This is a genomic window from Virgibacillus dakarensis (genome assembly GCF_900155625.1).
Lineage (GTDB): Bacteria > Bacillota > Bacilli > Bacillales > Amphibacillaceae > Lentibacillus_C > Lentibacillus_C populi.
In genome coordinates this window covers 729,057-754,777 of record NZ_LT732553.1, presented here as the reverse complement: position 1 = coordinate 754,777, position 25,721 = coordinate 729,057, and the positions used below count along the sequence as shown (strand labels likewise).

Sequence of the window (25,721 nt, the reverse complement as noted above, 5' to 3'; positions counted from 1 at the left end):
AACCAATGGAACCCGTTTCGGTATATGTCCCGAGATTGTTACACCCCAACATTAGTCGAAAGTGGCAATGTAATTTTTGATGGAAGATTTCCACCTTGATAGACCTGTTGAAACTGCGGATTTCCCGACGATGCTGTTCTGGTTGTTTGCCCATTATTCAGGTTAACATCATAAAGGGGGGCATTACTTGCCGTTATATCAAGGCGCAATTGATGTCCCTTCTTTATTGTGTATGCCGTATGCCCGATCACCAATTCCACACAAAATGGCATGTCTAGCTCTGTCACCTTTTGGCGGTAGAATGTGTCGATAATGTTATAAACATCTCCAGTTGGCTCAACATCTGACAAACGGACAGCAAGATCAAGAAGCGGTGAAAAAGCAGAAACCCAGATACTTGCTTTAACGGTACCTAAAATATGGATATCTTTTTCTTGGAATGGATAATTGTAAACAAGTACATCCTCTCTGTCCTGGATATCCCCAATCTGAAACATGCCTGAATTATGTCCAGCAATTAAAACACCACCACCCCGTGTTGGCACGGGTTTACCGGGATCTAAACACAATTGACATTTCGTTTCCGAAGCTTCCGGAGTATCAAGCAATTTCCCATCCCCATTACGTGTTTGCGCATTTCCATTACTAGCGAGATACAGTTCTTTTTTACGAGAAACCGGTGACCATTCTACATAAGCCTCCCATCTCTTCTGTTGCATAAGGTAAAGATGAACCGGTTTTTCCATTGACAATGGTTTATCCTTTAACCATTTGTCAAACCAGTTAATATGAATCTCCGTTGGGTCTTCCAGCTTATCAACACCGATGTTTGTTTTAGCATTAGCAAAATATTTATCACCAGCCTGACCAGTCATTTGCTCGTGTGTCCAGGGCCCGATCCACAGCATTCTCGGTCCATGATATATTTGATATGCTTCTAATGTCGAACCGAGTAATGAATCAAACCAGCCACCCATAAATAAGGCTGGAATTTCTATATCAGCTAACTTCTCCTTCACTTGCATTTTTGCGATATGGTCAGAAGCAAGCTTTTCATTGATAACATCAAAATAAAATGAATCCGGATCAAGATCTTTCATCGGCGTCCAGTCTTTGGCTGGTTTTTCGTAAAGCCATTCAGTAAGTTTGTTGATATATTCCGGAGCCTTAGCTGCTCTCGGATCATTACGCCGTTTTAACTGATCGAATATGATAGAGCCAAGTGTCCATGTTTGCAAATTGGCTGAACTGCTTGCAGCTTCATATCCGCTCAACAAATCTTGCCAAGGATCTGCCATTGTCATAACAGGAGCGATGGCTTTCAAAGAAGGCGGCTTCTCCACCGCTGCGGCTAATTGTGTATAACCGTGATACGACATACCGAACAGTCCGACTTTCCCGTTGGCATATGGTAATTTTGCCGCCCATTCTACTGCATCATAGCCATCGTTTCTTTCATGGATAAACGGATAAAATTCCCCATCCGATGCAAAGCGGCCACGAACATCTTGTAAAATAACAATATATCCTGCTGCAACCATCCGTGGTACTTCCACATATTCATCGTAATAACGCTTTGTCTTTTTATCATAAGGTAGTCGCAACATTAAAACAGGATAGTACCCACCTTCATTCGGACGGTATATATCGGAACGCAAAATTGTACCGTCTCTTAATTCGCACGGAACATTTTCCTCTACAATCATTTTTTCATTCACAACATTAAGCCCCTTTCCTGTAAATGCAGCACTTAAAACTACCAAGTGCTGCATTTACATACTAAGTTGTTATCAAAAGGAGGATAAAAAAGGCCGAGGTCGGCTAAAGTCTCAGGCGTCCTGTTGCCACACCGACACTAGCACGTCCTGTGCGTTGAAGTTCGAGGCGCATAGATTCCAGCAGTACAGAAACAAGCCAACGAGCTTCACAGGGTGTGGTGACTTCGACGTTCGACACAGAACTTGTTGGTACTTAGTCGAAGATCCCCTATCCCGATGTGTCGTTTTACCGGACTTTTTGAACATTCTATATTAGGTTGTTTGTGGTTTGGATGATTTAACAGGGTGCAGCTTACGTTCAATCCATCCCATAAGCAGATCTGCAACAATCGCCATTAGCGCAGTAGGAATGGCACCTGCAAGAATAATTGCCGTTCCATCCGTGGCATTTGTCCCACGTAAAATAATCGCACCAAGTCCACCAGCTCCAACAAATGCGCCAATTGCAGCAATTCCGATTCCTACTACAAGAGCAGTTCTAAGTCCCGCCATAATAACACTAATGGCCAGTGGCAATTCAACCATTCGAAGCAGTTGAAAACGTGTCATGCCTGAAGCAAACCCAGCTTCTATTACTGTTTTGTCTACCTCTTTCATCCCGACATACGTATTTTGTGTAATTGGCAGTATAGAATAAAGCATCAAAGTCACGATAACTGTATTCGTACCAAGTCCCATCACAATCATAATTACTGCCAGTGCACCCAAGGCAGGGATTGTCTGAATAATACTGCCAAAAGCAAGTACCCAGCTGCTTAGTTTACTATATCTAGCAATCAAAATGCCTAGCGGTATCGAAAATAAAGCTGCAAAGAATACACCATATGCAGCCATCAGAAAATGCCGGTAAAATTGCTCCCAGATATACCCCGAGTTATTACCGACAAACGTGATAAGCTGATCCCATGTTTCCATTTACTTTCCCTCCCCTTCTGCTTCAAAATAATCGTTCTCTTCCAGGAATTCTTTTGCTACTTTCCTTGGATTCATTAATTTCACATCTGCTTTATAGTTCAATTCCTGCATCTTCTCAGTGGAAATCGTTCCAGCCAACCGTTTTGTAATATCTTTTATTTCCGGATATTTTTCTAAAATATCATTTTGAATAACAGGTGATGCATCATAAGGCGGAAAGAACTGCTTATCATCTTCCAGCACTTTTAAATCAAACTCTTGGATTCGGCCATCAGATGAATACGCTAAAACAACATCCATATGACCACTGGCAGCAGCCTGATAAACAAGGCCAATGTTCATCGGATACACTTCATTAAATGGAAAGTAGGTTTCTTTAAATCCTTCATAGCCGTCCCCTTTCCGATTGATCCAAGCATTATCAACACCAAAACGTAATTCATCCGCATAAGGTGCCAAGTCGGAAATAGTCTTAATATCGTTTTCTTCGGCAAATTCCTTTGTAACAGCTACTGAATAGCTATTTTCAAATCCATACGAATCCGTCCATGCTTGGTCAAAGCGCTTCGGAAATTCCCGTTTCACTATTTTCATCGCTTTTTCCGGATCTGTGATCGGATCCATTCCTAATGCACCTGAAATATCCGTTCCTGTATAACGTGTAGATGTGATATCAAGATCTCCTCTTGTCATGCCTTGATGCTGAACGATCGATGAACCAAGATGCGTGACAAGTTCTGTATCCAGATCGGTTTCCCGTTCAATCATAATCGATAAAACTTCCCCAAGGATTTCGGATTCTGATGTCCCAAGTGTGCCGATTGTAATCGTATGTTTCGTTGTACTGGCAAGGCCAGGAAGTGAACACCCTGATACCAGCAATACCATTACTGTACTAATCATTTTGATAATCGTTTTATTCACGTAGGTCACCTCCATTTACGTAGTTTGATATGTTTCTTTAAATCCGCTCGGTGTCAACTTCCTCTCGAGAAGTGCAAGCAGCCTGTCTGCAATTAAAGCAAGGATCGTTGCCGGAACCGTTCCAGCAACAATTAATGCAGGCTGATAAAGATTCAATCCATCAAAAATAAAATCTCCGAGTCCCCCACCGCCAATGAAAGCAGCAAGGGTCGCCCATCCGATCAGATAGACAGTTGATAACCGAATTCCTGCCATAATTACTGGAAGTGCCAATGGAAGTTCGATTTTAGAAATCGATTGCCAGTTACTCATGCCCATCCCTTTTCCAGCTTCACGCACTCCACTATCAACGCCGCGGACACCAATATACGTATTCCGCAATATCGGCAGCAAGGAATAAAAGAACAGGGCAATGATAGCAGGTAATTTACCAACCCCCATTATGGGAATAAAGAATGCGAGAATAGCAAGACTTGGTATAGTCTGCAGGATGCCAATGAATGATATAAGCCGATCAGCTATTTTAGGAATCCGGGAAAACAGGACCCCAAGGGGAACCGCAACAATGACACCTAACAAAATTGCAGCTAATGAAATATATAAATGTTCCCATGTCTTAATAACGAGCTCACTGCCATGCAATGATAAAAATTCAGCCATATTTTTCTACCTCCTATTCTGCCGATGCAGTAGTTTCCTCTATGTCAAATCCATCTCCCCAGATCGTATCGTAGACGAGGGTTGCTAGCGTTGCTCTCGTTACGATGCCTACAACCCGATGTTCCTTATCAACGACAGGCACGTATTTTACGCCTCGCCGCAGGATTTTATAAACTGTATCCCTTAACAGACTGTCTTTAGAAACGAACAGAAATTCTGTCTCCATTGCTTCTTCCACTTTATCCGCTTTTTTGTATGCCAGATTAATAATTTCAATATCAATATAGCCTTTTAAGACATGCTCGGAATCTATTACAAGCAAGGAATCGACATGTTTATCACGCATCGTAGAAATGGCCGATTTAAGGGATTCACCTACCTGAACAGTAACTGGGGATGTCTCCATAATCTGTCCGACGGTTGTCACATCAGGACGGCCTTGAATCAATCGTTCTTTACCAAGAAATTCTTCCACAAAATCGTTGGCGGGATGGCGCAGAATTTCATCCGGGGTATCCACCTGAACGATTTCCCCATCTCGCATAATGACAACACGATCCGCCAATTTCAATGCTTCATCCATGTCATGTGTAACGAATACAATCGTTTTATCCAATTCCTTTTGCAGCTTTTTAAATTCATCCTGTAATGAGTCGCGGGTAATTGGGTCAAGTGCACCAAATGGCTCGTCCATTAATATTAACGGCGGATTGACAGCAAGTGCCCTTAGTACACCAATTCGCTGCTGTTGTCCACCACTCAATTCATGTGGATATTTTTCCAAATACTCCTCAGGTAAATCTACTAATTTGAGCAATTCCCTTGCACGTTCATCTTTTTTCTCCTTCGACCATTTTAAAAGTGTCCCAACCAGAACAATATTCTCTTTTATCGTCATATGTGGCATCAGCCCGATTTGCTGAATAACATAGCCAATCGAACGGCGTAATTCAACGGGATCCTGATCATTAATATCTTTACCGTCTACCAATATTGTCCCTTCCGTAATATCAATTAATCGGTTGACCATTTTCATCGTCGTAGTCTTTCCACATCCACTTGGTCCGATAAAACAAACAAATTCTCCCTTTTCAATTTTAAGATTTAATTTGTTAACAGCAGGTTTATCCCTGCCATAATTTTTCGTTACATTTTTAAATTCTAGCAAAGTACCAAACACCTCCGTGTTAATTTTTGTCGAAATATCCTGTTTAAGTATAATGAAAAAAATTCAATCCGTAAACTTTAGAAAATACGTGTAATTTTTATTTTATAAACTTTATAAACTGTATATCTAGGTTTTTCTTCGGTTTTCTTGATTTTAGGGCATGATTTGTTTTTGGAATACGTTTATTCCCAATAAAAAACAGGCACCAGCAAATGCTGATGCCTGTTTTTTATTGGAAAACACTATTCAGTTAATAGTGGATAGTAACCTTCCTCGTTATGTGTTTCTTTGCCGACAAGCGGTGGGTTAAATACACAAACCATGCGCATTTCAGTTCTGGCTCTGAGAAGATGCTTGTCATGATCATTCAAAATATACATAGTACCTGGTTTCAACTGGTAAATATCACCAGTTTCTACTTTTTCAATTTCCCCTTCTCCTTCAATACAGTAAACAGCCTCAATATGGTTTTTGTACCAAAAATAATTTTCTGTCCCTGCTTTAATCAGTGTATCATTCATGCTAAAACCGACATTATCCTTTTTCAATAAAAACCGGCGACTTGTCCAGTTTTCTCCAGATGTTTCATCCTCTGTTCCGATGATATCTTCCAATGATTTTACGATCATTTGCATATCTCCTCTCTATCGTTAATCTGCTGCCAGTATATTAATCTAAAACGTGGTTAATGCTTTCTTCCAGAATCATTAACCCTTTTTTTAATCCTGCTTCATCAATAATGAGTGGGGGTAAAAATTTGACAACCTCGTCATTGGGCCCTGAGGTTTCCACAATTAAGCCGCGTTTAAATGCCTCCGCACAAATTTTGCCGGAAAGATTGTCAGTGTTCTCCACTGCGATCCCTTGCATTAATCCCCTGCCACGGGCTTCTCCGCCAAGTTCCGGGTATTTTTGGATAATTGTTTTGATTGCGTTGTGTAGAAGGCTTGCTTTTTCTTGGATGGCTATACTGAATTCATCTGTTTCCCAATAGGTTAGTGCTTCTGTTGCCGCCAGAAAGGCAAGGTTGTTACCGCGGAATGTTCCGTTGTGTTCTCCCGGTCCCCATTTGTCATACTCATGTCTAATAAGCGTAATCGCCATTGGCAGGCCAATTCCGCCAATTGACTTTGACAAGCAGATAATGTCTGGAACAATACCTGCAGGTTCAAAGCTGAAGAAAGTTCCGGTTCTGCCGCATCCTGCCTGCACATCGTCAACGATCAGCAGAATATCCCAGCGGCGGCAGATGTTCTCAATCTTTTTCAACCATTCCATACGAGCAGCATTAATGCCACCTTCCCCTTGAACGGTTTCTAAAATAATTGCTGCCGGCAGTGCGACACCACTGCCGCTATCTTCTAAAAATCGTTCCAAATAGCGGATCGAATCCTGATCTTCTACATACTCATCGAATGGCATCGACACAGTATGATGAAGCGGAATTCCGGCACCATGGCGTTTAAATGAATTTCCTGTTACGGAAAGCGAACCGATCGTCATACCGTGGAATGCATTGGTAAAACTGATGACAGTATCGCGTTCAGTTACCTTTCTGGCAATCTTCAATGCGCTTTCAACGGTATTGGTTCCAGTTGGTCCGGGAAACATAACCTTGTAATCCAGTTCGCGAGGGGTAAGGATTACTTCTTTGAAACGCTGCAAAAATTCTTGTCGTGGGGTTGTACCCATATCAAGACTATGAATGATTCCGTCGTTTCGAATATAGTCAATCAATTTTTCCTGCATGGCAGCATCGTTATGGCCATAATTCAACGCCCCTGCCCCTGCAAAAAAATCAATATACTCTTTGTCATCGATGTCCCACAGCTTATATCCTTTGGCCTTGGTGAAAATAGTCGGCCAGCTACGACTGTAGCTTCTAACTGTTGATTCCAATTCTTCAAACGTTTTCATTTTCGTATCGGTTAGTACTGCCGTTGTCAATTACATCATCCTTTTCATTAATTTTTTCTCTTCGAACGGCCCAATCTTGTACAATAGCTCATTTTCGTGTCCCGTTCGTGGAAAGTCTATTGACACAAAATAATTAGAAATGGAATATTTCGTATCAAGCTTTTTTGCAAGACCTAAAAACAAATGCTGTGATGGTATGTTTGATGGTGATACGGTTGCTTCCACATAGCGAACATCGGTACAGTACTCCCGTTCGAGCAGCTGGAACAGCATCCGTGTTCCCAGTCCATTGCCTCTTACAGATTCATGTACAGCCACTTGCCAGATAAATAGACTATCCGGTGTTTTCGGATGGATAAACCCGGATATAAATCCGACAATATCACCTTGTTTTTCCACTACAATGGATGTTTCCGAAAAAATTTCACACCACATAAGATAACTGTATGATGAGTTGAGATCCAAAACACCAGTATGTTTAACTAGCTCCCAAACAGCAGCCCCATCGTCTTTCGTGGGCTTACGAAAATGAAATTCCTTAGTCAGTTCTGTTGGTTTCACCAATTCCTTCGTTCCACTTTTAATAATGCTTTCACCTCCGGATTGATTTTTCAAAAACAATGGTACGTTTCATAGCTTATACGACTGCCATTTGTTCGTCAAAAGGCATTAAACGTGATATACCGCAGTTAAACACGATCAGTAACGATGAAGCGTGTTTAATGAACAATGCTTATAAATAGCTGTAAAATAGTATGGAATAATCGGAATTTTAATCACTTGACAAATTAAAGCAATAAAAAACTGCGCCATTCGTAAATTTTGCGGCACAGTCATTTTATTAACGTTATGAAAATATAGTTTTAAATACATAACTGACTTTATCATAGCCCATTTTTTTCTCATAAAACCGATGGGCAGCTTTACGCTGTAATCCTGACGACAGCGCAACACTTGTATAATGATGCTCTTTTGCCCACTCTTGAACGAATGAAAGCAGTTTTTCACCATAACCATTCGACCGCTTGCTAGTATCTGTAACCAAATCACAGACCCAGACAAACCTGCCATAATAGAGGGTTATCATTGGTTTAAATCCAGTAACTGCAACGATTTTCTGGTCATTAAATAAAGCAACTAGTTTATAATTGTCATTTTTCTGGGCATCCACAACCAGGTCAAGGTATGTATGTTTATCGAGATGTGTTCGCAGCTGGTTCATAATTGGGAATGCCTCTATTATTTCTTCTCTTGTTTGAAGTTCTCTTATTGTCAATGTGTCCATACAAAAACTCCTTCCTGTTCTGTTGATTAGTCTCTAAGTATATATTTTTTGGCAAAATTCGCGGGGTGACAATGATGTGCTGCTGCCCACTACACTTATCCTATTTTAGCATACTTTATTAGTGTAATTTTGGTATGAGCGAGGTGAATCAAAAATTGAGTGAGAAAAAAGATAATCAGCCAAGAAGATTTGAACGGCCGCAATTCAATCATTTACTGGATCAAATCGATTCGTTTTTTAATGATTCCCTTAATCACTTCAACTCATTTATTAACAAACGATCGATTAGAGTTAACATGCGTGAAACGAAATCCAATGTCATCGTTGAAGCGGAATTACCTGGGTATAAACGGGATCAGATTCAGTTGGAGATCATCGGCAATCAATTACGAATTACGGCCGAGGACACTTCTACCTATGAAGAAAAAAATGATAAAAGTATGTTCTATAACAAAGAACATTCCTTTCAAAGAGCAGAACGTCTGATCACACTGCCATTTACCGTTTCCGAAAAAGACACAAAAGCCGCATTAAACAATGGCATCCTCAAAATAACGATCCCCAAAAAGAATGAAAGCAGAAAGTTTATTGATATAAACGATCCTAAAGAAAAACGGTAACGATGTGGGGGTTAGGAAAGTGAATCGGTCGATTTTTCCGGTGAACCAGCTTTGCGTAGTTTGATGCATGCCTAAAAGCCGGGTCCTTCTAGTCAGTCGAACCCGGCTTTTACTAAAAATGTACATGTTTATTTTACAAATTAACCATGGTCCAGCTTCTTTCTCATTAGCACAGAAACATCCTGGAAGCCCAGTCTTTCATAAAGTCGTTTAGCAGGGTTGCCGGAAAACATCTGTAATTGAACACTTTTGAATCCTTGTTCTTCTAACCGTTTAAACGCTGCTTTGCATAATCGCTCTGCTATTCCATGGTTACGGAATTTAGGTAGTACATAAACCTCCGAAATAAAACCGACCATTTCATCATTATAAAAATCAAAATTTCGACCAACACCGATCCAGCCCTGTACTGCACTGTTTTCCATCTGGACGAGATAAGTTCCGCCGTTGGATAATAATTGAGAAACATTTTGCAGCGCTTTTTCCCGTGAAGTTTTTACATTACCGGTAACGGAATCTTTCATTACATCTTCGGCGTGCTGCATAATAAACTGCAGTTCTTTTTTTCCGGCTTGGCGAATTGGCATCATTTCACATCCTTTTCCCGCTTCTAAACAGGGCAGATATTTATCTGCCGCTGTAGAACCGATCTTAACGATTGAAAAACTTGGAAACCATCGGACTAATCATAGGACTTACTTGACGATAAATATCATTTACCTGTTTGGCTGTCGATGAAATTTTTTCAAAGTCAAAATTCCCATCAGGTGTCTGGAACATCGACAATAGTCCAGGCCGGTTTTGCATCTGCTGTCGCTGCATTGGTCCAGGCCCAAATCCAAACGGTGATGGTGGCGGAACTGGTCGTCTTGGTCTGCCAGGAAACATACAAGCACCTCCTGTAAAAGATGTCTGTTGTATGTTATTCAAAAGCGGGGGGTTATGGAAAGATAACTGTCCTGGATGTGCAGATTATTATTTTGGAAAAAATAATAATAAACCGTCTTCTAACATAATGCATTCACTGGATAGTGCCATCAATAAAAAGCGATAAACCAAATAGATTCATCGCTTCTGCAAACATTTTTTCTCATTCACTATACTCTAGTATAATGCGGCCATTTCCTTGCAACTCATAGCAAAGTATATTCATTCCTTCTCCGGTTGTTCCATCTGCTTAACCTTTTCCCGCACTTCCCGGATGTTCTCCATTTTGTTGTCCCATGTCCGCTGGCTCAGGTCAACTGCATATTCTTCCGGATTGGTTGTCCGTTTAAATTCCTCCCATAACAGCTTCAATTGCTGCTTCGCATAGTCCTGCATGTCAAAAATACTCGGATTTTCATAGATTAATTTACCACCCCGGAAAATATCCTCATGCAAATTAACCGCTCTGAAATTGGTCACAAATTTGCTTATATAGGTATGAACCGGATGAAACATCTTTAAACGTTTCTCCTCTTCAGGTGCTTCATCGTCCAATGTAATATAATCTCCCTCCGCATGACTATTTATCGTATTCACAATCCGGTACAGTTTCTTCATTCCCGGTGTTGTTACCTTTTCTGGATTACCGGATATTTTAATCGTATCAACCATCTCACCATTCTCGTCTTCGATTGCAACCAGTTTGTACACCGCACCCAATGCTGGCTGGTCAAAAGCCGTAATCAGTTTTGTACCGATTCCCCAGACATCGATTTTTGCTCCTTGTGCCTGCAAGCTCATGATAGTGGACTCATCCAAATCGTTGGAAGCATAAATTTTGGCATTAGGAAAGCCTGCTTCGTCAAGCATTTTGCGGGCACCTTTTGATAAGTAAGCCAAGTCACCACTATCCAGACGAATACCTAAGAAATTGATGGAATCACCTAATTCTTTGGCAACTTTAATCGCATTTGGTACCCCGGATTTCAGCGTGTCGTATGTGTCCACCAAAAAAACGCAATTCTTATGGCTTGCCGCATATTTTTTAAATGCTGTGTATTCATCCCTGTATGCCTGAATCATGGAATGTGCATGGGTTCCAGCTACTGGGATACCAAATATTTTCCCTGCCCTGACATTACTTGTTGCCTCAAACCCACCAATAAACGCTGCGCGCGTTCCCCATATGGCTGCATCTAATTCATGTGCACGCCTCGTTCCAAACTCCATCACTAGCTGATCTTCGACAATTTGCTTCATCCTCGATGCTTTTGTTGCAATCAATGTTTGGTAATTGACAATGTTAAGCAATGCACTCTCTACCAATTGAGCTTCTGCCAAATTTGCCTCTACCCGTAAAATAGGTTCATTTCCAAAAACAATTTCCCCTTCCCTTAACGACTTGATATTGCCACTAAAACGAACCTGTTTTAAATATCCGATGAAATCAGCATCATAAGCTAACTCCTCCTGCAAGTATGCCAAATCTGACTCACTGAACCGGAAATTTTTAATGTAGTCGATAATTCGCTCGAGCCCTGCGAATACACCATATCCATTCCCAAATGGTAATTTCCGAAAATATAAATCGAATACGGCGCGGCGATTATGGATATGATCATCCCAATATGTTTTTGCCATATTAATTTGATATAAATCAGTATGTAGAGCTAAGCTGTCATCCGTAAAAGTCATACTCAAACCTCCGATAATGGTGATACATTTACAAATTTTTCCGTCAAGCGCAAGAATGCTGCTTGTGCCAAAGGGCTACCTAAAACCATCCAATACACGCTTTTATCACGTGTGCTTTTTCACTTATATTACCCTTTTCACCAAAATTAATTGAACTATGGTATAGATATTACCACTATTGCTCACTAAAATCATATAATATGTTGCCGTAATCCAAACATCCGTCGTCACGCTGTACTTCATGTGTTATCTGCTGAAGTTCACATGATTTATGCTGAAGTTTACAATTACTAATGTTGAAATTCACAATATTTACGACAAAGTTCACAGTAGCACGGCCAAACCCAATTCCCGTATCTCCTCGGGCAAAAAGAAAACCCCAGGCTAATGCCCAGGATCATACTTCGAACGAGCCAATTAAATCTTACGTTTCCCGATATCCCGTATTTGCTTTCACCTTCACTTCGGCATATCGTTTTGCATTCGTTTCCTTTGATAAGATCGTACCAAGATACCCGCCAAGAAAACCTAATGGCACAGAAACTAATGCTGGGTTGGCCAGTGGGAAAATCGGTTCGCCAACAAATAATGCTGCACCCTCGACCGGCGAGAAAACACTTGGACTCACAGAAACAAGAATTAATGCCGATAGCAGTCCCGACAGCATTGCGGTAATCGCTCCTGCCGTATTAAATTTTTTCCAGTACACAGTATAAAGTATAACAGGCAAATTTGCGCTTGCGGCGATACAGAATGCAAGTGAAACGAGGAACGCTACATTTAAGTTCTGTGCAAACAAGGCAAGAATAATTGCAAGCACGGAAACAGCAAGCGCCGCATAGCGTGCTGCCATCATTTGTTCCTTATCTGATGCTTTTCCCTTTTTAAAAATTTGACCGTATAGATCATGAGCGAATGCCGAAGCACCTGATAGAACAAGGCCAGCCACAACCGCTAAAATGGTAGCAAATGCAACCGCAGAAATGAAAGCAAATAAGATTTCCCCGCCTAACGCTTCCGCCAATAATGGTGCCGCCATATTTCCACCCGGATTTGCCGCAAGAATATTCTTCTCTCCAACGAAAGCCGCTGCACCAAACCCAAGAAATAATGTCAGTATGTAAAATATACCGATTGTCCATGTTGCCGTGATAACGGAACTTCTAGCCGTCTTGGCATCCTTCACGGTGAAGAAGCGCATTAAAATATGCGGTAAGCCGGAAGTTCCAAACACCAAGGCGATCATTAGTGATATCGTCCCCAGCCCCTCTTTGTACTTTAATCCAGGTTTCAGGTAATCCGCCCCATGGCTTGTCACGGTTTTTACCTCACTGAACATCTCCCCAAGATTAAAATTGAATTTTAATAAAACGAGGAAAGAAATAATGATCATGCCAGCCATTAACAAGACAGCTTTGACAATCTGCACCCAGCTTGTCGCGATCATACCGCCGAATAAGACATAAATCGTCATCATGACACCAACGATTAATACCGCAAGCCAATAGTCCAAGCCAAACAGCAGCTGGATAAGGGCACCTGCACCAACAAGCTGTGCAATCATATAAAAAATACTGATTGTAATCGTGCTTAGCGCAGCTGTCCCTCTAACCTTCTTCGCGTCAAAACGGGAATTAATCATATCAGCAAGTGTATATTTACCGAGATTTCGAAGTGGTTCCGCAACCAAAAATAAAACGACCAAGTAAGCAATCAGAAATCCAATACTGTAAAAGAAACCATCAAATCCAAATAAGGCGATTGCACCAGCAATTCCAAGAAAGGATGCTGCCGATAAATAGTCTCCGGCAATAGCAATCCCATTTTGGAAGCCAGTTAATCCCCCGCCTGCCGTATAGAAGTCACCGGTTGTTTGCGTCCGTTTAGCTGCATAGTAGGTAATAACCAGTGTTATTATTACAATTAACAGAAATAGAACAACGACAGTCATATTCATGAGGCTTTTCCTCCCTTTTTAAGCTCTTCACTAATTATTTCCTCTGCTTGCCGGTCGAAGGAGGCAGCCTTTTTTACATAAACTGTACATAAAACCCATGTCATAATAAATTGGGCAAACGCAAACAGCCATACCCAGGAAATATCACCAATCACTGGGGTATTAAGAAATGTTGTATAGGATGTTAAAACAGGAAGTAAAAAATAAAATAACAGAAAAAAGACGGTTAACGGCACGATGAACTTTTTTCTTTCCTGCATTAACGTCTTAAATCGACTGCTGTTTGCTACACGGACATAATCAATCGCATTATTTTCACCTTCATTTGCTTGAATTTTCTTTTCTGCATCCATACGCATCCTCCTAAATTTTTTCTAGTGTTTGCACCCAAGTTCTCTCTTTTCAGCTACTGTTCGTCCCTCCCTTCGTCGAAAACGCTTACGTAAGAGTATAAATATTTCTTAAAAATTGAATGACAATTTTGCCTCAATGGTTCAATCCAATGTCCGAATAGTCTTGATTAATGTGTTAGTGGTTACACTTCAATAGTTTAAAAGTACCTTTCTAGCTCTCTATATTATAATATTCGATACGGAGGTTAATTTTCCTGTTAGAAAGTAATTAATTTTAAATAATCTTATTTTATTTCATAATATTTTCTCAATCAAGGGCACGCATTGACTTCAAATCTGAAGTTGAATATGATAAAAGGTGCGATAAAATTATGTAGAAGGAGAATCATTCCGATGTAAAAAATCCCCGTTAAGCAGACAATGACAAGCAAATAAACGAAATATGATATGGAAGGGATTTTTTATGAGTCTGTATGAAGAAGTAAATAAACGTAGAACCTTTGCGATTATTTCGCACCCTGATGCTGGAAAAACAACATTAACCGAGAAATTGCTGTTGTATGGTAATTTAATTCGATCAGCCGGGACAGTAAAAGGCAAGAAATCGGGTAAATTTGCTACATCTGACTGGATGGAATTAGAAAAGCAGCGCGGTATTTCAATTACCTCCAGTGTAATGAATTTTCCGTATGAAGGTTATGAAGTCAACATTTTGGATACGCCAGGTCATGAGGATTTCAGTGAAGATACGTACAGGACACTGACTGCTGTTGACAGTGTAGTAATGATTATTGATGCGACAAAAGGTATTGAAGCACAAACGATTAAACTATTTAAAGTCTGCCGAATGCGCGGCATTCCCATTTTTACGTTTATCAATAAATTGGACCGGGAAGGAAAAGAACCGTTTGCGCTTTTGGAGGAAATTGAGCAGGTCTTGGATATTGCCACGTATCCAATGAACTGGCCAGTAGGAATGGGGAAGCGATTTTTAGGTATTTTTGACCGTAAGAACAAACAATTTGTGCAATTTAACGGGAATGAGGAAGAGACATATATTCCATTCGCCGAGTTGGAAAATCCTGCTTATCGGGAATTACTGTCCCAGGAATCCTATCAAACAGCAGCGGAGGAGCTCTCCTTATTAGATGAAGCCGGAGATACGTTTTCATTGGATGACATCCTGGCAGGAAAGCAAACACCGGTATTTTTTGGCAGTGCCCTGGCGCCGTTTGGGGTGCATACATTCTTTAATACCTTTATTTCAATGGCACCAGCTCCTACACCAAGAAAATCAACCAACGGAGCTATTTCACCTGATAACTCAGATTTTTCCGGATTTATTTTTAAAATTCAAGCAAACATGAATCCTGCCCATCGTGATCGAGTTGCGTTTTTACGGGTATGCTCCGGTAAATTTGAGCGTGGTATGACGGTGAAGCTTTCGAGAACAGATAAACCGATTAAGCTCTCCCAGTCACAACAATTCGTGGCATCTTCAAGAGATACGGTCGAGGAAGCGTATGCCGGGGACATTATTGGTATTTACGATCCAAATGCCTATCGAATTGGTGATACATTAATCGAAGGAAAAGGGAATTTCGAATATGATGAACTACCGCAATTCCCACCAGAACTATTTAAAAAGGTTACAGCAAAAAACGTCATGAAGTCCAAACAATTTAAAAAAGGAATTGAACAGCTTGTACAAGAAGGGGCAATTCAACTATATAAAGGACATCGAACAGATGCCAATATCTTAGGTGCAGTCGGTGAGCTGCAATATGAGGTATTCCAGTATCGCATGAAAAACGAGTATAATGCAGAAGTTATGTTTGAATCAATTGGAGAGCGAATTCCGCGATGGTTGACAATAGACAAGATTGATGAATCGCTTTTTGACGAGCGAAGCATGCTGACCCGTGACAGGGAAGGGAATTTCGTCGTTCTGTTCAAAAACGATTTTTCCTTACGTTTATTCAAGGAGAAGCACCCTGATATTAAATTGATTGATTTACTCGAGACGAAACGATACGGACAAATACGTTAAATAGTCATGGATGCCGTGATGGCATCCATGATTTATTTTTACCAGCACTTTTTCCAGAAAAAATATGAACTTTTTGTGTCTTTTTTTCAACATATCTGTTACAATAAATATATAGAAAACGTTTGCATCATTTTTGAACAACTAGGAGATGATTTAAATGGGTATTATAGTGATGTTTATGTTACTGGCAACACTAACCCCATTCCTGTTTATTCATTTGCATAGGAAAATACTTGCTGTAGTGCAAACCGTTATGCTTGTGGGAATGTGGCTGTATTATATTGAGGCCCAATTTCATACTGCACCAATTGCTTTTTCGATTATGTGGATTATGTTTTACGTAAGCATGATTCTCGCTGAGGTTGCCTGGGTTATGTTTATCATCCGAATCGTTAAAACATCCTATACAAACACAAGAACTACAAAAACCTTTAATCATTAATAAAAATCACCTTTTCTTCAGATGAGAAAAGGTGATTTTTGATTATTGTTCAGAGGTCGGAACCCTAAACAATTGAATGATTGCCTCAATAAAGGCTAGTACCGATAACACAGCATATATTGCTTTAAATGAGTATCCAGAGAACATTGCCGCCCAAAGTGAAAAAGCAGTCAATATAATGCATAGGGAAAACCCAATGATACACCTTGCCTGCAGACTGAATATACTACGCTTAGAAGGTTGCTTGTTTAACTCCATTTCTGCCACATCCCATTCCAATTAATCATGCATATGTTCCCCGTGTTGCTGCTGGTGTGCCGGACTGTCGTTGTGATGGTGACCAAAGCCATATGACATCGTAAATAACGATCCAGCAACAACAATTGCGACAATCACAAACCCATGGAACATCATATTCCAGGGAATGTGCCCATTTCCACTGGCTGACTCGGTCATATGCATGAACATGAATAACTGGATCGCTGCTTGAATAACAGCTAAAACCATGATACCCGTAATAACCCACCCTTTCGGTAAATCAGACCCAAGTGCAGCCCAGGCAGCGACGATTGTTAATGCTAGTGACAGAATAAAACCGATTATATGCTTTACGGGGATTCTTTTGGTTTTGTGTTCCATGCTACATCACCATCCCGATTAAATAAACACTTGTAAAAATGAAAATCCAAACAACATCTAAAAAGTGCCAGTACAAGCTAACAATAAATACTTTTCGGCTTGTTACCCTGGTAATTCCGCGCTGCATCAGCTGAATGACGAGTAAAATCATCCAACCTGCTCCCAGCGTAACGTGCAACCCATGTGTACCCGCCAGAATGAAGAAAGCTGACCAATATGCACTGGACTGTAATGTCGCACCTTCATGGACGTACGTGATAAATTCATCAATTTCGAAACCCAGGAAGGCAAACCCTAATATTAATGTAACAATTAACCAAGTAAGCAGCCCCTTTTTAGAACCGTTCCGCATTTCATGAACGGCAATCCCGCACGTAAAACTACTTGTTAATAACAGAAATGTCATGATCAGTGTACTTGTCGGCTCAAACAGTTCAAAAGGTGCAGGTGCATCAGCGGTACGGCCAGATAACACAGCATAAGTTGCAAACAGGGTCGAAAATAAAGCAAGCTCTGCGGCAAGGAATATCCAAAATCCGAGAATATTCAGCCTGCTTTGTTCCGTCTGATATTCCAGTGGCCCTGAACTAAAGTTTTGCTCACTCATGATCTAGCCCCCTTCTGCTTTGTTCGATTTGTTTTATTTCATTTACACTGAAATGATACCCTTCATCATAATCAAATGACCGGATGATCATCATGATGAGCCCGCCTGCTAATCCAATCGCTGCAAGTGTTATCCATTCAAAGACAAGTGCAAAACTGGCAAAAAACAGGATAGCCATCATAATAAATGGTTTACCAGAGTTGCTTGGCATATGGATTGGCTGCAGCTTTTTCTCATCAAAGGTTGTTTCGCCCTTTTCTTTCATTTCCATAAAGGCATCAATATCGTTCACTTCCGGTAGTGTTGCAAAATTGTATGGTGGTACCGGTGTTGGTGTTGCCCATTCCAATGTCCGACCGCCCCAAGCATCACCAGTTGTTTCCCGTTTACTATACCGGAAACTATAGTAAATGTTATAGACAAAAATTGCAAAACCAATTCCCATCCCGAACGCACCGATCGTTGAAAGGAAGTTGAGTGTAAACCATTCTGGTCCGATATGGAATATTCTTCGTGGCATTCCATCAAGTCCAATAAAGTATTGCGGTAAGAAACAAACATGGAAACCGATTAGGAACAACCAGAAACTCCATTTTCCGAGCCGCTCATTCAATTTGTGTCCAAACATTTTCGGATACCAGTAGGTTAAACCGGCAAAGCACGCAAATACGGTTCCGGCGATTAATACGTAATGGAAGTGTGCAACTAGAAAGTACGAATTATGAAACTGGTAATCCGCCGCTGCCATGCCTAACATAACGCCAGTCACACCGCCGATCACAAAGCTTGGTATAAACGAAAGTGCCCATAGCATAGCGGTGCTAAATTCAATTTTTGATTTATGCAACGTCCCAAGCCAGTTGAATATTTTTACACCGGTCGGTACAGCTATCAGCATCGTCGAAACCGAAAATACGGAATTGACAAATGCCCCTGCCCCCATTGTAAAGAAATGATGCACCCATACAAGGAAGCTAAGTCCCGCGATAATGATAATCGACCAGACCATCGCACTGTAACCAAAGATTCGTTTATGCGCAAATGTTGCAATCACCTCGGAAAAAATACCGAATGCTGGCAAGACAACAATATATACTTCCGGATGTCCCCACATCCAAAACAGATTCGCCCACATCATCGGCAAGCCTTCCCCTGTAAGGGTGAAAAACTGCGAACCAAAAATCCGGTCAATCGTTAATAATGCTAATGCAACCGTCAGAATTGGGAAGGCAAAAATAATAATAAAACAAGTTATTAATGACGACCAGGTGAAAATAGGCATTTTAAACATTTTCATTCCTGGTGCGCGCATTTTCAAAATCGTCACCATCAAATTGATTCCAGTAGCTAACGTCCCAATACCGGCGAGCTGCAGTCCCATCAGGTAAAAGTTTTGACCTGGTCCCGGACTCAGTGCTGCCCCCGATAATGGCGTGTAGCTGGTCCATCCTGCATCTGGTGACCCGCCGATAACAAAGGAAACATTGAATAGCAAAGCGCCAAAGAAAAACGACCAGAAGCTTAACGCGTTAACAAATGGAAACGCGAAATCCCTTGCCCCGATCTGTAATGGAACAACTATATTCATCAAACCAATCAAAAACGGCATTGCCATGAAAATAATCATAACCGTACCATGTGTTGTAAAAATTTCATCATAATGCTGTGCACTTAAAAAATTCAAGTCCGGCACAGCCAGCTGTGTTCGCATCATCAAGGCGTCCATCCCACCGCGAAACAGCATGGCAAGTGCACTTAAAATATACATGATCCCGATTTTTTTATGATCAACGGTCGTCAGCCATTCCCGCCAGAGCCACTTCCATTTTTTAAAGTAAGTAAGGAGAAAGATGATCGCTGATGTAACAAGTACAATCGCAACCATTCCACCATAAATCAGCGGTTCCCCGGTAACAAAAAATTCATCAAGTTTCATGGTTTCACCAACTTCCCCACGTTAATTTTCAATGTGTTCTTCAATACTTTCGTCTATATTCCCAACTTCCAAATGCAATAACGTTTCATACTCTTTCCAGTGACGGATAATGTCATAATCCATTCCTTTATGTGTACCATGGTTTACCCAATCCAAATGCGTCGATGAAAATGTATGGCGATCAGTTAGACCAGGTTTCAGCAGTTTGTCATATTGCTCCTGGGTCAATTTTGGTGCATTCGTTTGTTTGTCTCTTACCCATTGCCCGAACTTATCCGCACTTTCTGCATGTACCTTAAATGTCTGCTCGGCAAAACCTTCTCCATTAAAATTGGAATTTCGTCCATCGTAGATACCAGGTTCATCTGCCTGTAAATAAAGGATGGTTTCCATGCCGGCCATATTGTACTTTTGCCCGCCAAGCCTCGGGATCCAGAGTGCCGCCATCGATGCCGTAGATGAGAGCCGGAATTCAATCGGTCGGTCTGTTGGAATGTGTAAGTAATTTACCGTTTCTATATCCTGCTCCGGATAGCTAAAAAACCATTTCCAATCTGCTGATGTAGCATAGATAACCAGTGGTTCCTTCTGCTCTTTTGCAGCAGTTGTTTCTGGCGGCTTTTCCAGATCAAACAATGTCGTTACGGTTGGAATAGACAGTGCAGTAACAATTAAAATTGGAATGATCGTCCAAATCGCCTCAATAGTCTTGCTTCCGTGGAAGTTAGGCTTATAACTGTTTTCCTTACGCTTTGGGTGATCACGATATTTTATAATAATTATGGTAAATGCCACGTAGACAACAAGAATGATTCCTGCCATAAAGAAAAGGGAATAAACAATTAGATCCCTTTGACTTTCCGCAACCGGCCCTTTCGGATCAAAAACAGCCATTTGATCACAGCCGCCGAGCAAGAGCACAATGCCAAATAACAACAAGATTAATCCTTTTTTGCGAAAAGGCATAAAATCAAGCATGTGTAACCCTCCCAATGTTTCGCTAAATTTGAATTCACTATTAACAACATGTATAACTTGTAAACCAATGATGATTAGTTTAACAAATTACAATAAGAAACATAAGTAGTTTCAAGGCTAATTATAAAAAGTTCACGTTATTGTTAAATCATCGACACAAAAAGTATAAATTTATGTGAAATAAATCACAGAAACCGTTTTCCCGAGATAACAATCGGCGATTCAAATCATCTTATGATTTCATACCTAAGATTACCCGTAAATAGCTGTTTTAACACCTTTTCTTGCATAATGACGTGGATACAGGTATTTCCAAATGGTAAGAAAAGTGTTAAATAAATGGCAAAGAAAGCCACTCATCAAGCTATGAGCGACCAAACTCGGTCGGATTTCAAAAGAAAAGCCACTCATCAAGCTTATGAGTGACCAAACTCAGTCGGATTTCAAAAGAAAAGCCACTCATCAAGCTTATTAGTGACCAAACTCGGTCCGATTTCAAAAGAAAAGCCACTCATCAAGCTTATGAGTGACCAAACTCAGTCGGATTTCAAAAGAAAAGCCACTCATCAAGCTTATGAGTGACCAAACTCAGTCGGATTTCAAAAGAAAAGCCACTCATCAAGCTTATGAGTGACCAAACTCAGTCGGATTTCAAAAGAAAAGCCACTCATCAAGCTTATGAGTGACCAAACTCAGTCGGATTTCAAGAGAAAAAAGACTGCATATCACAGCGGCCTTGCCCATTTTTATATGTTATTTCCGTTCTCACTTATTCTTTTTATTGTCCAGATTTAGAAATTCGCTATCATTAGCAATTCCAACATCATTTCCCAGTTTTTGGTGGTTGTCTTTGTTGTTCTGCCGATTCTTGTCTTTGTTACGGTTTTTATTTTGTTCCGACAAAATGAACCCTCCTGTTATGATTCTTTATGAGTATGTTGTCCATTTGAGAAAAAATTATTGATCGACATTCAGTTAAAACCGGATGCCATTGTAACAAGGTGGCATCCGGTTTTAACTTGCGCTAGTTTTGTGTCATTTCCCACTCATGAATTTCGTAACTACGTGCTCCCTTTACGACATAAGGATCCTGCTTCACAACCTTCTCCACTTCTGCGAGATTATCAGCCTTGTAAATCACTAAACCGCCCGTTCCATCAGCAAAGCGGCCTTTTGCAAAGATACGTCCTTCCTCCTGCAGTTTCTGGATATAGTTTAAATGATCTGGGCGATACAGCTTGCTTTTTTCCTCATCCAGCATCGGTGAAAAAGCGGCAAAATATTTCATGTGAATCAATCCTTTCCATGATTATGTAAGATTAATTTGTTTCTTTCCTGCCTATTCTAATACTTTTTACTAGTATTCTCATTAATCATCTTGAACAGAGTAAACAAAGACAGCTTTCCCTAACAGAATAATTTCCTTTTCGATGGTCATGCCAATTTTCTTGGCGACTTGTTGGGATTTAATATTGTCGGTCTGAATCAGAGCAATAAATCGTTGTCTACCAAGCTGATGAATACCATAATTCCGGAGTGTTTTTGCTGCCTCGGTCGCATAACCATGTCCCCAGAAATCACGGGCAATCCAGTAGCCTATTTCTATTTCTTCTTTCCCATCTACTGTTTGTGGAACAAGACCAGCATGCCCAATCCTCACGTTATCCTCTTTCCGAACAAGAACCTTTAATCCCAAATTAGCATCGGATTCGTATGTGCGATATATCCAGTCTAAAAATTGCTTTACTCCTTCACGATCCCTTGTCTGTCCATTTCCAATGTAGCGCATCATTTCCGGATCCTGCAATAAGGAGATCAAAAACATGAAATCATTATCACAATAAGGACGGAAGAAAAATCTTTCTGAATCAATGATATTCATACAAGGCATCCTTTCTTCATGCATATTTTTACATTTCTATTCCTTTTATTTCTATTGTACGTTATATTTATAGTCGGGTGAAGATGAAAAGGAGCATAAAGTATTTAATCAAGAGGCGATGAGATGAGCAAGTGGTTTTACTTTAATCTATTATTGTTAATAGCAGCGGTTTGGCAGGTTGTCAAAACCTTCTCTTTTCAGGGAATTCAATTACACATCACCATTGGATTTGCCGGTCTATTGTTCTTTCTCTTCAATTGGACCCGTCATGCGGTATATTCCACGATCCGTAATACTCCAGAAAGAAAAACAAAAATCAGGTTAGCTAATCTGTCAAAAAAAATTGTGCCGTATCATCGTTGGATTGGCACGACAGCACTCATAGCTATTGTCATTCATGCTATATTTGTGATCAATCGTTATGGTTTGCATCTCTATTGGCTGAAAATGACAGCAGGACTAGTTGCGGGTATTCTCTTAATTGGGATGGTTACAACTGGATGGCTGCGGTTATTTAAGCCGACAGTACGAAAACGGAAGCTTCATATATATATTGGTATAATATTGTTTTTTGTTATTTTTGCTCATGTGCTGCTTTAACGACAGAAAAGCTCGTTAACTTAGTTCGATAATCATCCCAGTTTTCAATAGCTTTTATGATTAACTGTTTAACATCCTGCAGCCAATTTGAATTTCTGATGCCGCCCCTAAAAGACGAGCGGATAGCAGCCTTTTTGCTGGTATAAAGGACTTCAGCATCTCCTTAACTTCTCCTTCAGCCAATGAATAATGCGGCTTCATTCTTTCCCAGTTCTTTTTTCATGAATTCTCCCCCATCTTCATTGGACCTTTGAGTTAATTTCTAAATAAAGTTGCATCCCAGTACAACCGTTTCGTTGAAATCAAATTGCCGATCCAACCAACACATCCATAAATTCGTCGAATGTTTTTGCCTTGATCAACTGGTGAACAACTGAACCATTATCAATTATTTTTCCTAATACATCATACATGGATTGCAAATCTTCCTGACTATTTTTCTTGACACTAAGTAAACAAACCAGCTGCACTGATTTATTATTCCAGATGATTGGTTTTTTTAATGTGCATACAGCCAGAAAGGTATGGTTTGATTCAGGAGTAATGGGATGGGGAATGGCAACTAAGTTCCCAAATGAAGTTGGCGCAACCTTCTCACGTTCATAAATAGCGTCAAGGAATGGCGCCTCAACTAGCCCTTTGCTAAGCAATTGCAAATGTAAAAATTCCAATACTTCATCCATTGAGGAGAAATCTTCCCCTAAATACATCAGATCTTTTTTAAAAAATGAATGGATATCCCGTTTTTTATTTACAATAAATTGCTCTATTTTTGCCAGATCGTTATCCCCTACAATAGCATTAACCTCAATGATTGGAACTGGCAATTCCTCTGAAATTGGAATTGAACTAACAATAAAATCAATATTGTGCAAATGGTGTTGACTCAGGTTGTAAAATTCGGTTGTGCCAATAACGTCGAGACTCTTGCCAAAATGATTTTTTAATTTATAATAGATCAATCGTGCCGTTCCCAATCCTGAAGCACAAACAATCAGGCATTGTTTGGGGCCTGACTCCATCTTTTTCCTTTCTATGGCAGCACCGATATGCAATGCTATGTATCCTACCTCATTCTCGTTGATTTCCTTACCTGTTTTTCCTTCAATGGTCAGGCCGGCGATAACACCTGCTTCAAAAGCTAATGGATAATTTTTTTTAATGTCTGTTAGCATTGGATTTCTAATATTCATACCATATTTATACCGGTTTATGGCTGGTTTCAAATGCAGACATAGCCCCATTACCAGCTCCTGATCACCTTTCAGTTCAAGATTTAGCTTGGATTCAATTTTATCCAGCGCAGCCATTACAAGGTTTAAAATATCCTCATCCATGACATGTTCGACAAGTTTATCGCCGGTACTTGTTTGCGTAAGCATTTTTGTCCCGAGCAGGTGTATTGCTATATATGCGACCTCTGACTGCGGAAATATAACCCCAAATGCATCTTCCACTTCTCTAACCATTTTTTGGGCAACCCTATATTCCACCTGCTCCATAATTTCTTGCACTTCGGCTTTGATTAACGTAACATGATTGCCATTCTTTATCCGCTTATAGGCAATCGAAATATGGATAAATAGATTATTAATCGCTATATCGGATAATGTAATATGATTTGCTTTAATTTGTTTTAAAATAATATCATGAATTATTTCCAGGTTCTTTTTTGGCAAAAGTTGTAAATTTCCTTCTATCATATGATTTCTGCTTCTGTCGTTACGGTCAAATATATATTCTGCCATGCAGAAACGCAGTTTAAGTTCACTGCCCACTACTTTAACTCCGTAGTTGGGCCGTGATATTAATTTAATATCAAAATTACCCAGTATTTGTTTTACATGCTTTAAGTCATTTTGAATAGTCGATTTACTAATAAACATTTCATCTGCCAAATCATCCAGTTTTACATACGTTTCACATAATAATAAACGTTTGATCGTATAAAAAATCCGCTCCTCCGGTGATTCGGGAACAAAATCACCATCCGTCATATCTTCGCTAAAATTCGATTGTAAATATTTTCGAAAACCCTGATTATCCAATATCGTCAATTTATACCCTTTTCCCATGATAGATTCAATTTGAGCGCCATTATCAGCCAACAATAAATCAAGGCTTTTGATATCTTCCCTTATGGTCCGGGTTGTAACCTGATTTAAATTAGCTAGATAGGTACTTGTAATTGGTGTATGGGCAGTCATTAATTCACGTAAAATTGTCCGCATTCTGGAGTTCAACATATCGTTTTTCTCCTTAATATTATGACCTGTTTCATTTTTACTCCTTATTTCCATTACAGTAGCAACAAAGGTCTTTACTCAAAGACGTTCCAGTGGCCGTGACAAAGACCTTTGTTAGAAAACTAGCGTTTACCCAAAAAGG

General features: G+C 40.2%; 26 protein-coding genes. 4 read left to right on the top strand and 22 right to left on the bottom strand.

The window, feature by feature from the left end; translation table 11 throughout:
• Nucleotides 1-38: 38 nt before the first annotated feature.
• From CZ382_RS03775 to CZ382_RS03735, 9 genes are all read right to left on the bottom strand, one after another.
• Nucleotides 39-1,718, bottom strand: coding sequence for a CocE/NonD family hydrolase (locus CZ382_RS03775; protein WP_235000386.1), 1,680 nt, complete (start codon nucleotides 1,716-1,718; stop codon nucleotides 39-41).
• A gap of 312 nt (nucleotides 1,719-2,030) precedes the next feature.
• Entirely contained in the window at nucleotides 2,031-2,693 is a 663-nt protein-coding gene (locus CZ382_RS03770; RefSeq protein WP_088049888.1) for an ABC transporter permease, read from the bottom strand.
• Nucleotides 2,694-3,596 (bottom strand): osmoprotectant ABC transporter substrate-binding protein, encoded by a 903-nt coding sequence (locus CZ382_RS03765; protein ID WP_230856123.1) that lies wholly within the window; start codon nucleotides 3,594-3,596, stop codon nucleotides 2,694-2,696.
• Between the two features lie 36 nt (nucleotides 3,597-3,632).
• Nucleotides 3,633-4,277 (bottom strand): ABC transporter permease, encoded by a 645-nt coding sequence (locus CZ382_RS03760; protein WP_088049886.1) that lies wholly within the window; start codon nucleotides 4,275-4,277, stop codon nucleotides 3,633-3,635.
• Between the two features lie 13 nt (nucleotides 4,278-4,290).
• Nucleotides 4,291-5,445, bottom strand: a complete 1,155-nt coding sequence (locus CZ382_RS03755) for a betaine/proline/choline family ABC transporter ATP-binding protein (protein ID WP_088049885.1) — start codon at nucleotides 5,443-5,445, stop codon at nucleotides 4,291-4,293.
• A 242-nt stretch (nucleotides 5,446-5,687) separates the two neighbouring features.
• Nucleotides 5,688-6,074, bottom strand: a complete 387-nt coding sequence (locus CZ382_RS03750) for an ectoine synthase (protein WP_088049884.1) — start codon at nucleotides 6,072-6,074, stop codon at nucleotides 5,688-5,690.
• 40 nt (nucleotides 6,075-6,114) lie between these two features.
• Nucleotides 6,115-7,362, bottom strand: coding sequence for a diaminobutyrate--2-oxoglutarate transaminase (ectB, locus tag CZ382_RS03745; RefSeq protein WP_088050969.1), 1,248 nt, complete (start codon nucleotides 7,360-7,362; stop codon nucleotides 6,115-6,117).
• Between the two features lie 30 nt (nucleotides 7,363-7,392).
• Entirely contained in the window at nucleotides 7,393-7,983 is a 591-nt protein-coding gene (gene ectA, locus CZ382_RS03740) for a diaminobutyrate acetyltransferase (RefSeq protein ID WP_308778122.1), read from the bottom strand.
• 226 nt (nucleotides 7,984-8,209) lie between these two features.
• Nucleotides 8,210-8,647, bottom strand: coding sequence for a GNAT family N-acetyltransferase (locus CZ382_RS03735; RefSeq protein WP_088049883.1), 438 nt, complete (start codon nucleotides 8,645-8,647; stop codon nucleotides 8,210-8,212).
• Between the two features lie 155 nt (nucleotides 8,648-8,802).
• Here CZ382_RS03735 and CZ382_RS03730 point away from each other — a divergent pair, with 155 nt between their 5' ends.
• The gene (locus tag CZ382_RS03730; RefSeq protein WP_159457756.1) at nucleotides 8,803-9,267 is read left to right on the top strand and encodes an Hsp20/alpha crystallin family protein; all 465 of its coding nucleotides are present in this window, start codon (nucleotides 8,803-8,805) and stop codon (nucleotides 9,265-9,267) included.
• 140 nt (nucleotides 9,268-9,407) lie between these two features.
• Here the strand turns inward: CZ382_RS03730 and CZ382_RS03725 are convergent, their stop codons facing one another.
• From CZ382_RS03725 to CZ382_RS03705, 5 genes are all read right to left on the bottom strand, one after another.
• A complete protein-coding gene (locus tag CZ382_RS03725) occupies nucleotides 9,408-9,854 on the bottom strand; it encodes a GNAT family N-acetyltransferase (RefSeq protein WP_088049881.1) in 447 nt (148 codons plus the stop codon).
• Between the two features lie 64 nt (nucleotides 9,855-9,918).
• Nucleotides 9,919-10,155: a YppG family protein gene (locus CZ382_RS03720; RefSeq protein ID WP_088049880.1), complete on the bottom strand. Its 237-nt coding sequence runs from the start codon at nucleotides 10,153-10,155 to the stop codon at nucleotides 9,919-9,921.
• A 261-nt stretch (nucleotides 10,156-10,416) separates the two neighbouring features.
• The gene (locus CZ382_RS03715) at nucleotides 10,417-11,889 is read right to left on the bottom strand and encodes a nicotinate phosphoribosyltransferase (protein WP_088049879.1); all 1,473 of its coding nucleotides are present in this window, start codon (nucleotides 11,887-11,889) and stop codon (nucleotides 10,417-10,419) included.
• 424 nt (nucleotides 11,890-12,313) lie between these two features.
• Nucleotides 12,314-13,846: a solute symporter family protein gene (locus tag CZ382_RS03710; RefSeq protein WP_088049878.1), complete on the bottom strand. Its 1,533-nt coding sequence runs from the start codon at nucleotides 13,844-13,846 to the stop codon at nucleotides 12,314-12,316.
• Nucleotides 13,843-14,199 (bottom strand): DUF485 domain-containing protein, encoded by a 357-nt coding sequence (locus CZ382_RS03705; protein ID WP_088049877.1) that lies wholly within the window; start codon nucleotides 14,197-14,199, stop codon nucleotides 13,843-13,845. The genes CZ382_RS03710 and CZ382_RS03705 overlap by 4 nt, the downstream gene beginning before the upstream one ends.
• 463 nt (nucleotides 14,200-14,662) lie before the next feature.
• On the opposite strand from CZ382_RS03705, the gene CZ382_RS03700 reads away from it, so the two are divergent.
• Nucleotides 14,663-16,249 (top strand): peptide chain release factor 3, encoded by a 1,587-nt coding sequence (locus CZ382_RS03700; protein WP_088049876.1) that lies wholly within the window; start codon nucleotides 14,663-14,665, stop codon nucleotides 16,247-16,249.
• 157 nt (nucleotides 16,250-16,406) lie between these two features.
• Nucleotides 16,407-16,691, top strand: coding sequence for a hypothetical protein (locus CZ382_RS03695; RefSeq protein ID WP_088049875.1), 285 nt, complete (start codon nucleotides 16,407-16,409; stop codon nucleotides 16,689-16,691).
• Between the two features lie 279 nt (nucleotides 16,692-16,970).
• Here the strand turns inward: CZ382_RS03695 and qoxD are convergent, their stop codons facing one another.
• From qoxD to CZ382_RS03660, 7 genes are all read right to left on the bottom strand, one after another.
• Nucleotides 16,971-17,330, bottom strand: a complete 360-nt coding sequence (gene qoxD, locus CZ382_RS03685) for a cytochrome aa3 quinol oxidase subunit IV (protein WP_088049873.1) — start codon at nucleotides 17,328-17,330, stop codon at nucleotides 16,971-16,973.
• A gap of 1 nt (nucleotide 17,331) precedes the next feature.
• The gene (qoxC, locus tag CZ382_RS03680; RefSeq protein ID WP_088049872.1) at nucleotides 17,332-17,937 is read right to left on the bottom strand and encodes a cytochrome aa3 quinol oxidase subunit III; all 606 of its coding nucleotides are present in this window, start codon (nucleotides 17,935-17,937) and stop codon (nucleotides 17,332-17,334) included.
• Entirely contained in the window at nucleotides 17,930-19,873 is a 1,944-nt protein-coding gene (gene qoxB / locus CZ382_RS03675) for a cytochrome aa3 quinol oxidase subunit I (protein ID WP_088049871.1), read from the bottom strand. The genes qoxC and qoxB overlap by 8 nt, the downstream gene beginning before the upstream one ends.
• A gap of 21 nt (nucleotides 19,874-19,894) precedes the next feature.
• Nucleotides 19,895-20,851, bottom strand: a complete 957-nt coding sequence (gene qoxA, locus CZ382_RS03670) for a cytochrome aa3 quinol oxidase subunit II (RefSeq protein WP_235000385.1) — start codon at nucleotides 20,849-20,851, stop codon at nucleotides 19,895-19,897.
• A gap of 765 nt (nucleotides 20,852-21,616) precedes the next feature.
• Nucleotides 21,617-21,754 carry a hypothetical protein gene (locus CZ382_RS23920; RefSeq protein ID WP_196406336.1) on the bottom strand — a complete coding sequence of 46 codons (138 nt, stop codon included), beginning with the start codon at nucleotides 21,752-21,754 and terminating at the stop codon, nucleotides 21,617-21,619.
• A gap of 121 nt (nucleotides 21,755-21,875) precedes the next feature.
• Nucleotides 21,876-22,139, bottom strand: coding sequence for a YciI family protein (locus CZ382_RS03665; RefSeq protein ID WP_088049870.1), 264 nt, complete (start codon nucleotides 22,137-22,139; stop codon nucleotides 21,876-21,878).
• 81 nt (nucleotides 22,140-22,220) lie between these two features.
• A complete protein-coding gene (locus CZ382_RS03660) occupies nucleotides 22,221-22,733 on the bottom strand; it encodes a GNAT family N-acetyltransferase (RefSeq protein WP_088049869.1) in 513 nt (170 codons plus the stop codon).
• A 123-nt stretch (nucleotides 22,734-22,856) separates the two neighbouring features.
• Between CZ382_RS03660 and CZ382_RS03655 the strand changes: the two genes are divergently transcribed.
• Nucleotides 22,857-23,333 (top strand): hypothetical protein, encoded by a 477-nt coding sequence (locus CZ382_RS03655; protein ID WP_088049868.1) that lies wholly within the window; start codon nucleotides 22,857-22,859, stop codon nucleotides 23,331-23,333.
• 302 nt (nucleotides 23,334-23,635) lie between these two features.
• On the opposite strand, the gene CZ382_RS03650 is transcribed toward CZ382_RS03655, so the two are convergent.
• Nucleotides 23,636-25,579 (bottom strand): BglG family transcription antiterminator, encoded by a 1,944-nt coding sequence (locus CZ382_RS03650; RefSeq protein ID WP_088049867.1) that lies wholly within the window; start codon nucleotides 25,577-25,579, stop codon nucleotides 23,636-23,638.
• Between the last annotated feature and the right edge of the window lie 142 nt (nucleotides 25,580-25,721).